At 69.3% G+C, this 10,492-nt stretch carries 10 protein-coding genes; all 10 read left to right on the top strand.

Annotated elements, in window-relative coordinates; translation table 11 throughout:
* The first annotated feature begins 37 nt into the window (after positions 1-37).
* Complete coding sequence (locus CM1CMNOD_RS02030; RefSeq protein ID WP_013872017.1) at positions 38-349, top strand: hypothetical protein; 312 nt, start codon at positions 38-40, stop codon at positions 347-349.
* Between the two features lie 53 nt (positions 350-402).
* Positions 403-1,422, top strand: coding sequence for a methyltransferase domain-containing protein (locus CM1CMNOD_RS02025; protein WP_241245601.1), 1,020 nt, complete (start codon positions 403-405; stop codon positions 1,420-1,422).
* A 149-nt stretch (positions 1,423-1,571) separates the two neighbouring features.
* A complete protein-coding gene (locus CM1CMNOD_RS22745; protein ID WP_013872015.1) occupies positions 1,572-2,927 on the top strand; it encodes an ArnT family glycosyltransferase in 1,356 nt (451 codons plus the stop codon).
* Positions 2,924-3,739: a hypothetical protein gene (locus CM1CMNOD_RS22740; RefSeq protein ID WP_013872014.1), complete on the top strand. Its 816-nt coding sequence runs from the start codon at positions 2,924-2,926 to the stop codon at positions 3,737-3,739. Before CM1CMNOD_RS22745 ends, CM1CMNOD_RS22740 begins: the two co-directional genes overlap by 4 nt.
* Before the next feature lie 592 nt (positions 3,740-4,331).
* Positions 4,332-5,576, top strand: a complete 1,245-nt coding sequence (glgC, locus tag CM1CMNOD_RS02015) for a glucose-1-phosphate adenylyltransferase (protein ID WP_013872013.1) — start codon at positions 4,332-4,334, stop codon at positions 5,574-5,576.
* 159 nt (positions 5,577-5,735) lie between these two features.
* On the top strand, positions 5,736-6,911 hold the full coding sequence (gene glgA, locus CM1CMNOD_RS02010; RefSeq protein WP_013872012.1) for a glycogen synthase: 1,176 nt from the start codon (positions 5,736-5,738) through the stop codon (positions 6,909-6,911).
* A 105-nt stretch (positions 6,912-7,016) separates the two neighbouring features.
* Positions 7,017-7,604, top strand: coding sequence for a DUF1353 domain-containing protein (locus CM1CMNOD_RS02005; protein ID WP_013872011.1), 588 nt, complete (start codon positions 7,017-7,019; stop codon positions 7,602-7,604).
* Between the two features lie 181 nt (positions 7,605-7,785).
* Positions 7,786-8,733 (top strand): metallophosphoesterase, encoded by a 948-nt coding sequence (locus CM1CMNOD_RS02000; protein WP_202797664.1) that lies wholly within the window; start codon positions 7,786-7,788, stop codon positions 8,731-8,733.
* Between the two features lie 195 nt (positions 8,734-8,928).
* Positions 8,929-9,939 carry a DUF2889 domain-containing protein gene (locus tag CM1CMNOD_RS01995; protein WP_131772063.1) on the top strand — a complete coding sequence of 337 codons (1,011 nt, stop codon included), beginning with the start codon at positions 8,929-8,931 and terminating at the stop codon, positions 9,937-9,939.
* Between the two features lie 177 nt (positions 9,940-10,116).
* Complete coding sequence (locus CM1CMNOD_RS24260) at positions 10,117-10,449, top strand: hypothetical protein (RefSeq protein WP_193353084.1); 333 nt, start codon at positions 10,117-10,119, stop codon at positions 10,447-10,449.
* Positions 10,450-10,492 lie beyond the last annotated feature (43 nt).

The following is a 10,492-nucleotide window of genomic DNA, read 5'->3' as shown; positions in this document are numbered from 1 at the left end:
GTCTACTAGTTACGCGGAATCTTGGTAGTCTGCCGCTGTGGAACGGCCCTACCTGCCCAGGCTCGTCTACGGGCTGATCCAGGAACTCCTGACGGAGCTGCCCGATCTGCGGGACTATGTCGAGCTGGCGTTGCGCGGCGGTTTCCCGAGGCGGCGCTGCGCCTTTCCGCCAGGACCCGCGCGCACGGTCTTTCAGGGAAGCGTCATAGGAAAACACTCGAAACCTAAAAACGACTGCGCCGCGTGTAACGGTAGCGGAACGGTAGTGGTCACGGGCGACGGGGAGGGCACGGGTTCCGGGCAGGAGAAGAAGAGGCGTTCGATATGCAACGGCACGGGGAAGGTGTAAGAAGAGCCGATTTCATTCCCAACGTGATCTGGGTGAACGGTGATGGCTCATGGATGGTTCCGCTGAATCGGGCCAAAGAACCCGAACGCTGGCAGGCCGCGGTCGACAGCGACGCACCCGTCATCATCCAGGTCGACGACGGAGCCGACACGTACGGTGTCGGCAGGGGCATCTTCCCGACGAGTTCGAGCAGCGCTTCCGGTGTCATGAAGAAGATGCTGGACATGTTGGACGTCCAACTGGGAATGGACGTCCTCGAAATTGGTACCGGAACCGGATACAACGCGGCGCTCATCGCCGAACGATCGAAGACGGGCCGGACAGCCACGATCGAGGTGGACCCCGTAATCGCGGATCACGCCCGCGCGACGATAGCCAGACTTGGAATTCCGGTCACCATTGTCACGGATGACGGCACACGCGGCTACTCCAACGGTGCACCTTACGATCGAATCATGGCCACGGCGAGCGTCAGCACCGTTCCCTACGCCTGGGTAGAGCAGACCCGTCCGGGCGGCCGGATCGTCCTACCGCTCGCCGGAAGTTTCGGACAGTGCGCACTCCTGTCACTGACCGTCACAGACGATGGAACCGCCCGGGGGCGTTTTCAGAGCACCGCGGCATTCATGAAGATACGCAGCCATCGTGACGGCGCTCCGCTGTGGTGGACACACGAGGACAACCGCCAGATCAGCTTCACGCCCGTTCGTCCACGCGAGGTGTTCGAGAACCACGACGCGGGTTTCGCCCTGGGGCTGGCATGCCCCGGAATGATCGCGGGAAGTGCTACCGATCCCGAGACCGGGATCGTCTTTCTTCGCCTGTCACATGCGCGGTCCCGATCGTGGGCCTCCTTCGCGGACGATCCGGAGGACGAAGGATACGAAGTCCTCCAGTGTGGGCCACGCCGGTTGTGGGAGGAACTGGAGGCCGCCTACCACTCGTGGATCAATGCCGGTAGACCAAGGTTCCACCGCTTCGGCATGACCGTCACTCCACACGGCCAGGAAGCCTGGCTCGGCACCCCGGGCCACATTGTCTTGCCCGTCCAGCGGCCGGCCGCCTGGAGCTGAGCAAACTGACCTGGGCAGACCTGGACAGGCTCTCAGTCGGCTCCCAGGCTCACATCAGGTCAGCGTCAGACTGAAACCCCACTATCAGGTCCCATGACGGTGACTCCCGACCTTCGACAGCAGCCCGGACCGACGGCGAGGATCCGGCCATGACCACGACCGTTCCCGAGCGGGCGGGCATTCCGCCCGCCCCGGCCGCGGCACCCGGCCGCCCCGGCGCCGGTTCCCGGGCAGGGGGCCGGTGGGCGCGAAGCCTCCTGCGCGGCCGGGAGAGCGATCCGGCATGGGTGCGTCCCGCGCTGCTCGCCCTGCTGGCCGGGACGGCCGTGCTCTACATCTGGGGGCTCGGCGCCTCCGGCTGGGCGAACAGTTTCTACAGCGCCGCCGTCCAGGCCGGGTCGTCGGACCTGACGGCGTTCTTCTTCGGCTCCTCGGACGCTGCGAACTTCATCACCGTGGACAAGCCACCGGCGTCACTGTGGGTGATGGACATCTCGGTGCGTATCTTCGGGCTGAGCCCGTGGAGCGTGCTCGTCCCGCAGGCGCTGGAAGGTGTCGCCGCCGTCGGGGTGCTGTACGTGACCGTCCGGCGCTGGTTCTCCCCGGCCGCGGCGCTGCTGTCCGCGGCCGTGTTCGCGCTGACACCGGCCGCGGTGCTGATGTTCCGGTTCAACAACCCCGACGCGCTGCTCGTCCTGCTGCTGCTCCTCGGCGCCTACGCGACCGTCCGGGCTGCGGAGACGGGCAGCGCCAGGTGGCTGGTCTGGGCGGGTGTCTTCGTCGGTTTCGGCTTCCTCGCGAAGATGATGCAGGCCTTCCTGGTCGTGCCGGTCTTCGCGCTCACCTACCTGCTGGCCGCGCCGATATCGCTGCGACACAGGATCGGCCGGCTGCTGCTGTCCGGGGTGGCGATGCTCGTCGCCGCCGGCTGGTGGGTGGCGGCCGTGGAGCTGTGGCCGAAGGGTTCCCGGCCCTACGTCGGCGGGTCGCAGAACAACAGCATCCTCAACCTCGTCTTCGGCTACAACGGCTTCGGACGGCTCAACGGCAACGAGGCCGGCAGCGTCGGCGGAGGCGGCGGAGGCACTGGCGGCCGCTGGGGGGAGACCGGCCTGACCAGGATGTTCAACACGGAGATGGGCGGGCAGATCTCCTGGCTCATCCCCGCGGCACTGATCATCATGGTAGCCGTGATCGCGATGCGCGGACGCGCCCCACGCACCGACCGGACCAGAGCCGCGCTGCTGCTCTGGGGCGGCTGGCTGGTCGTCACCGGCGTCACCCTGAGCCTCGCCAAAGGAATCATCCACCCCTATTACACGATCGCGCTCGCGCCGGCGGGGCCGCGGCCGTCGTCGGCATCGGCGGCGTCCACCTGTGGCGTGAACGCGACCGGCTCGGGTCCTGCCTGGTCCTGGCGGCCGCGGTCACCGCCACGGCGGCGTGGTCATACGTCCTGCTGCACCGGACGCCCGACTGGCAGCCGTGGCTGCGAGCGCTCGTGATCGCTGTCGGTGCCGTGGCGATCGTCACGCTGATCCTCACGCTGGTGCTTCCCGCGCGTCCGGCACGTCGCGCCGCGACGGTGCTGGCCGCCGCCGGCATCCTGGTGACGCTGATCGGGCCCGCGGCCTACGCGGTCGAGACGGCCGCCACCCCCCACACCGGCGCCCTCCCGTCGGCGGGGCCCACCGGCGGCTTCGGCGGCGGCCCTCGCGGAGGCGGTTTCGGCGGCGGAGGCTTCGGCGGCGGCGTCCGGATGAACGGTCCGGGCGGCGGTGTCCCGCAGGGGATGCCACCAGGCGGCATAACAGGCCAGGGCGGCGCGACGGGAGGCCAGGGCGCTGTGCCGGGCCAGGGCGGCACGACGGGCCAGGGGGGCGCGACGGGCCTGGGTGGCGGCTTCGGCCAGCAGGGTGCGGCGATGTTCGGCCGGGGCGGCGGCCTCGGGGGGCTGCTCGACGCCGGGACGCCGAACGCCGAACTGGTGACCGCGCTCGCCCAGAACGCCGAGCGCTACACCTGGGTCGCGGCCACCATCGGATCCAACTCCGCCGCCGGCGTCCAGCTCGCCACCCGTGTACCGGTGATGGCTATCGGCGGCTTCAACGGGACCGACCCGGCCCCCTCGCTGGCCCAGTTCCAGGAGTACGTCGAAGCCGGGAAGATCCATTACTTCCTCGCCAGCGGTGGCATGGGCCGCGGTGGCGGCTCCGGCGGCACCGCCAGCGCGATCACCACATGGGTCCAGCAGACCTTCACCACGACCACGATCGGCGGCACGACCGTCTACGACCTGACCAGGCCAGTCGCATAAAGTAATCACCGCGCAGTATCTCCGGAACAGGACCGGGGCACGGGTCTCCCGGCGGCGCGAAAAGCGCTTTTCGCGCCGCCGGGAGGCCTTCTTCCATTTTTCAGCTTCTTTCCACTTTTCAGCTTCCAGTTTTCAGCTGCCAGCTTCCAACCGGCCCCGTCCTTTCAACCGACAGCAGCCACTTGCGACCGTCCGCAGGCGGCCAGGGCGCCGCCCCGGAGCCGGAACATGCCGGGCGGCCCGGCACCTGAGACGACCTGGCGCACGGGCAGCCTGGCCACCTGGGTGGACGCCGGCAGCAGGCCCGTGTCCCGGCGTCCAGCGGGATGATCCTTGTCACGGGCGCCGGGGGCGGCCCGGCTGGCGGGGCGACGGTAAACCCGGCGGTGGCAGGTCGTCGCGGATCTACGGTCCGGAGCCCGAATTCCACTACCCGCTGTTAGGCTTCGGCATTGTCGGCCCGGCCGAACGCGGCCGTGCCCGACCGGTCGATGACGACACAGCGCAGTCACTCACCGCAATCACACTGTGTTATCTGAACCATTAGAAACCAAGCAGTTACAAGCATCGGCGTCACCCTGAGAGGTCTGGGATGTCACGACCACGACCACGAGTGCTGGGTGTCGTGCTGGCGGGAGGCGAGGGCAAGCGGCTCGCGCCACTCACCGCCGACCGGGCCAAGCCGGCCGTCCCCTTCGGCGGCCTCTACCGGCTGATCGACTTCGTCCTGTCGAACCTGGTCAACGCGGGCTACCTGCGTATCTGCGTGCTCACCCAGTACAAGAGCCACAGCCTGGACCGCCACATCACCACCACCTGGCGGATGAGCAACCTGCTCGGCAACTACATCACCCCGGTACCGGCCCAGCAGCGACTCGGCCCCCACTGGTACACCGGATCCGCAGACGCCATCCACCAGTCCCTCAACCTCGTCCACGACGACCAGCCGGACATCGTGGTCGTCTTCGGCGCCGACCACGTCTACCGGATGGACCCGCGGCAGATGGTCGACCAGCACCTGGCCAACGGAGCCGGCGTCACCGTCGCCGGCCTGCGCGTCCCGCGGGCCGACGGCACACAGTTCGGCGTGATCCGTCCCGGCGCGGACGGTTACACCATCGACGCCTTCCTGGAGAAGCCCGCCGACCCGCCCGGCCTGCCGGACAGCCCCGAGCAGACGTACGCCTCCATGGGCAACTACGTGTTCTCGACGGACGTCCTGATCGACGCGCTGCGGGCCGACGCGGACGACGACACCAGCGTCCACGACATGGGCGGGAACATCATCCCGATGCTCGCCAAGGCCGGCGTGGCGCAGGTCTATGACTTCACCTCCAACGACGTACCCGGGGCCAACGAGCGGGATCACGGCTACTGGCGTGACGTCGGCACCCTGGACTCCTACTTCGACGCGCAGATGGACCTGTGCGCGGTCGACCCGGTGTTCAACCTGTACAACCGGAACTGGCCCATCCTGACCAACGTCCCGTCCCTGCCGCCGGCGAAGTTCGTCCACGAGCACCCGAACCGGACCGGCACGGCCGTCAACAGCATCGTCAGCAACGGCGTGATCATCTCTGGTGGTCTGGTGCGCCACTCGGTGCTGTCGCCGGGCGTGCGGGTGAACTCGTGGGCGCATGTCGAGAACGCGGTCGTCATGCACAACACGGTGATCGGACGGCGGGCCGTGGTCCGTAACGCCGTCCTCGACAAGAACGTGATCGTGCCCGAAGGCGGCGAGGTCGGGGTGGACAAGGAGCACGACCGCGCCCGTGGGTTCACCGTGAGCCCGGAGGGCGTGACCGTCGTCGGGAAGGGTGTCACGATCACCTGCTGACAGCAGGCGTTCAGCGTTCCGGCCGGAGCCGGAGCCCGACCGGCTCCACAGGCTTCGGCCGGCTTCAGGTCTTCGGCCGGGCTCCGGAGCCCGGACCCAGGGCCCGGGTCCGGGGTTCGGCCGGCCACCAGGCACAGGTCACCAACCACAAGGGCGGGCATGCGCGTTTCACTGCTGACCAGGGAGTACCCACCGGAGGTCTACGGCGGCGCGGGGGTGCACGTCGAGTACCTCGCCCGCGAGCTGGCCCACCTGGTGGACCTGACCGTGCACTGCCAGGGCGCCGACCGCCCGAGCCCGGACGGCCTCACGGTACGTGCGCACCGGCCGTGGGAGGTGCTCGCGGACGCCGGGGAGGCACTGCGGACGGTGTCGGCCGACCTGTCCGCCACCGCCGCTGCCGCGGACGCCGACCTGGTGCACTCGCACACCTGGTACGCCAACCTCGGCGGGCACCTGGCGTCCCTGCTGTACGGGATCCCGCACGTGATGACCTCGCACTCCCTCGAGCCGCTGCGGCCGTGGAAGGCCGAACAGCTCGGCGGCGGCTACGCGCTGTCGTCATGGTGTGAGCGGGTCTCCATCGAGTCGGCGTCGGCCGTCATCGCGGTGAGCAGGGGCATGCGAGCGGACGTCCTGTCGGCCTATCCGGCGGTCGACCCGACCCGGGTGCACGTCATCGGCAACGGGATCGACACCGACGAGTACACCCCGGATCCGGCCACCGACGTCCTCGCCCGCTACGGCGTCGACCCGGAGCAGCCGTCGGTGGTGTTCGTCGGACGGATCACCCGGCAGAAGGGCCTGCCGGTGTTGTTGAAGGCGGCGGCCGGGTTCGACCCGCGGGCCCAGCTCGTGCTCTGCGCGGGGGCGCCCGACACCGACGACCTGCTGGCGGAGGTGACCGCGCAGGTCGACCGGCTGCGCGACACCCGCAAGGGCGTCGTGTGGATCCCGGGCATGCTGTCCAAACCCGAGGTCATCCAGCTTCTGACGCACGCGACCGTCTTCGTCTGCCCGTCGGTGTACGAGCCGCTGGGGATCGTCAACCTGGAGGCCATGGCCTGCGGGACGGCCGTGGTCGCCTCCCGGGTCGGTGGCATCCCCGAGGTCGTCGACGATCGTGTGACCGGGCTGCTCGTCCCGCCAGAGGACCCCGCAGCGCTCGCCGAAGCCGTCAACACGCTGCTGGGCGACCCGGCGCGCGCGAACGCGATGGGCCGGCGGGGCCGGGACCGCGCCGTCGCCGAGTTCGGCTGGCAGGCCGTGGCGGAGCGAACCGCCCGCCTGTACGAGTCGATCCTGTCCCCTGCCCGGCTCCGGCCGTCCCCCTGATCCCGCAACCGTCCCCCTGGCTCCGGTCGTCCTCCTGGCTCCGGCTATCGTCCGGGGCCTGCCCGTCCTCGCCCCCAACGCCGCGGAACGAACGACGAGGGACACATGCCCTTTCTCAGTGACAGGATCGCCGTCGAAGAGATCGACGACATCCGTTGGCGCCTGCTGGAACCCGTCAGCTACGAGGGAAAAGAACAGGTCTTCACCGTGCCGACGGGGTTTACGACCGACTTCGCGTCGGTCCCACGCTTCCTCACCTGGCTGGTACCCACATACGGGCGTTACACCAAGGCGGCCATCCTGCACGACTGGCTGTGGAAACTGACCGACGCCGGCGACTTCGACCACGCCGACGCGGACGGGATCTTCCGCTGGGCAATGCGTGAACTCGATGTGGCCTTCTTACGGCGGTGGCTGATGTGGGCGGCGGTGCGACTCGCCGGCGTCCGGAAATCGGGGCTGTCCACGCTGTGGCGCCCGGGGTTCGGGCAGCTCGCCGCGCTCGTCGCCGTCACCCTTCCCGGTTTTCTCTTCGTCCTGGTCCCCGGCTGCGTCGTCCTCGCCGCGCTCTTCGTCTTCTATCTCGCCGAATCCACCGCCTTCCTGATTCTGAAAATCGGCAGCCGGCGGGCACCGACCGGAAAGCCGGTGAAAAAGGTCAACCCTCCGTCATTCCGGTGGACGCCGTCGTAGACGGTCCCGCATCTTCCACGAGCCGGTGCCGGGCAGCCCGTAGGTGTCAGCGCACTGCGCTTGTCGACCAGGCGTCGCCCGGTGGCCGAACTGTCGTCACCGGCCGGTGGTCGAAGGTGTCGAGAGTCATCGCATGCGACGACACCTGTTAGCAGTGGCGCTTGCCGCGACCGTTGCGGTCGTGGGACTCGTCCCGGCCGGTACCGCCATCGCCGCACCCGGCAATCCCGGCCCCGCCGGGCCCGACGGGCCCGACGGGCCCGCGGTCACCTTCGCGCTGCTGGGCGACACTCCTTACGGCGACGCCCAGCGCGCCGTCCTCCCGCACCTGGTCGACACCGTCAACGCCGATGCGGACATACGCTTCGTGCTGCACGCCGGCGACGTCAAGAACGGCTCGTCCACCTGTGACGACGCCCGCTTCGCCGATCTGGTACAGCTCTTCGGCACGTTCGACGATCCGTTCGTGCTGACACCCGGCGACAACGAATGGACCGACTGCCACCGTACGGCCGCCGGCGGATACCTACCCACCGAGCGCCTGGAGGCGGTTCGCCGGGTGTTCTTCCCGGAACCGGGCCGTACCCTCGGCCGTCACCAGCTGAGGGTGGCGACGCAGGCATCCGACCAACGCCACCGCGAGTACCGCGAAAACGTGCTTTTCACCCGGAACCGGATCGTCTTCGCCACCGTGCACGTCGTCGGCAGCGAGAACGACCTGGCACCGTGGTCACAGCTGCCCGGTGGGGACCGGCCGGACCTGCGGCTGGCCGAGTTCGAGGCACGCAAGGCCGCCGCACTCGACTGGATCGACACCGCTTTTGCCACCGCCGAGCGCACCCACGCTCCCGGCGTACTCCTGCTGATGCAGGCCGAGCCCACCGAGACCCCGGGCTTCACCGAGATCCGCCGACGCATCGCCGAACGGTCGCGCGGGTACGGCAAGCCGGTCCTGCTCGTGCACGGCGACGAGCACATCTATGAGGTGGAACCCAACTACGCCGGAGTACCCAACCTGACCCGGCTGGAGACCTTCGGCGACACCGCCACGCAGTGGTTGCGGGTCACCGCCAACCCACGCACGCCGGGCGTCTTCTCGTGGACGACGCAGACGGTGCCGTCCACCTGACGGACCGGCCGGCAGGCGGCGGGCCCGGCGGATCCGGAGAGCCTCGGTCCCTGGCCTGCTCGGTGGTTCGAAGAACCATCGAGCAACAGGCCGGCAACCGCGGAGATGACACGGAGGACGTGACGTTGCCAACTTCTCTGCTCCGAACGGGCTGCCACAGAGCCATCGGTGGTTCGGGGTGCAACCCTGGGAAGGGTGACGACGACTGCTCTCCAGTGGCTCTCCCCCACCGGGCCGACCGCTGACACGCCACCGCGCCTCCCCGGCTCGGTGCGCCGTACCAGCACAGTTGACGTCCTGTGCCCGGACGGCACCGAAAGTCCGGTGGTGATCGTCGGCCGAGCACGCGACCTGCGCACCATCGGGGAGCGGGCGGAAACGGACAGCGACGCGCGGGTCGTGGCCGAGGCCGGCGTCCAGGTCACGATCGACTATTTCGGCGACCGGACGGTCACCTCGATCGACTGTGATCCGGCGGTGGCCGGCAGTGACGCGCTGCTGGGCGCCCGGGCCGGATCGGGTTTCCGCACCGCGCTGGACCGGGCCGTGCCCGAGCTGACCGCCGGAGGCACCCTGCTCGGACTGCTCCTCGACGAGGTGCCCGTGGTCATGCTGATCTCGAGTTCGATGATCGTCCGCACCGCCGGAGTGCCGTTCACCGACGTCAGGATGCCGCCGGTCAACGTCTGCGCCGGCTGGGTGGCCGGCGGCGGGCTGGACGTCGCCAACCGCGAGGATCCGTCCGCTCTCCTGGGCCGCGGGCCGAACGCCCCGAGGCTGGAGGACGACAGCGATCCACTGGGCTGGCACGTGGCGCCGCCGTTGCCGCCCGGCAGCATCCGACGGCGGCGCAGGATCGACGTGGCGCCCGGGCCACGGCCGGGCGAGGCCGTGGTGGACGGGCTCTTCCGGGACATCTACCACGACCTGGACGGCTCGGAAGCGATCGTGCACGAGTACGCCGTCAACGCCACGATCGACCTCGCCACCGCGACGATCAACGCGGCGGTGGCGACACCCCGCGTCCTGCCGGGCCCGCAGTGCCCGCTCGCCGCGACGAGCGTCAACCGGGTGCTCGGCCAGCGCCTGCCCGGGCTGCGCAGCGAGCTGCGTTCCTCCATGACCGGGCCGACGACCTGCACCCACCTCACCGACCAGCTGCGCGCCCTCGCCGACATCCACGCCCTGCTCCCGCTGCTGGCCTGACCGTCACGCCAGAAATTCACGCATCTGTTCACTGACCGTCGCCTTTAGCTGACGCTAACGGCACTGTCCGCTCGATAGAGATGACGGGCTCGTGTCGCTGTCCGCGCGCTGTCGGTCAGGAGCCCATCCATGGATCATTCTTGTCCCTCGCCTCGTGGCCGCTCCCTCGTGCGGCGCATGCTGCCGCCTGTACTCGTCGCGGCTCTGGCCGGTGGCCTCAGCCTCACCGGGATCGTCGCGACCCCGGCCTTCCCGGCCTCACCCGACGTGGTGATCAGCGAGGTCCACGGCGGTGGCTGCGCCGGTTACACCACCCGCATCCGTGACATCCAGGGCAGCGCGCACATCTCCCCGCGGAGCGGCCAGTCGGTGTCCGACGTGCGTGGCGTGGTCACCGCGGTGACGGGCAGCGGCTTCTGGTACCAGGACCCGTGCCCGGACGCGGACGACGCCACCTCCGAAGGCCTGTTCGTGTACACGTCCAGCGCACCCACGGTCGCCGTCGGCTAGTGTCCTGAGTCGTTGATTCGCTGGCAGTAGGCGGCGAGGGTCT

The sequence above is a fragment of the Protofrankia symbiont of Coriaria myrtifolia genome (genome assembly GCF_900634755.1).
Taxonomy (GTDB): domain Bacteria; phylum Actinomycetota; class Actinomycetes; order Frankiales; family Frankiaceae; genus Protofrankia; species Protofrankia coriariae.
Note: the sequence above shows the minus strand (reverse complement) of the source record. Positions and strands in the feature narration are given on the sequence as shown.

Excerpts from the sequence above, each read along its gene's own strand:
- CM1CMNOD_RS02005 (WP_013872011.1), top strand. The coding sequence starts at position 7,017 with ATGCCCTTTCTCAGTGACAGGATCGCCGTCGAAGAGATCGACGACATC.
- CM1CMNOD_RS02025 (WP_241245601.1), top strand. The coding sequence starts at position 403 with ATGGTTCCGCTGAATCGGGCCAAAGAACCCGAACGCTGGCAGGCCGCG.
- glgC (WP_013872013.1), top strand. The coding sequence starts at position 4,332 with ATGTCACGACCACGACCACGAGTGCTGGGTGTCGTGCTGGCGGGAGGC.
- glgA (WP_013872012.1), top strand. The coding sequence starts at position 5,736 with ATGCGCGTTTCACTGCTGACCAGGGAGTACCCACCGGAGGTCTACGGC.
- CM1CMNOD_RS24260 (WP_193353084.1), top strand. The coding sequence starts at position 10,117 with ATGCTGCCGCCTGTACTCGTCGCGGCTCTGGCCGGTGGCCTCAGCCTC.
- CM1CMNOD_RS22745 (WP_013872015.1), top strand. The coding sequence starts at position 1,572 with ATGACCACGACCGTTCCCGAGCGGGCGGGCATTCCGCCCGCCCCGGCC.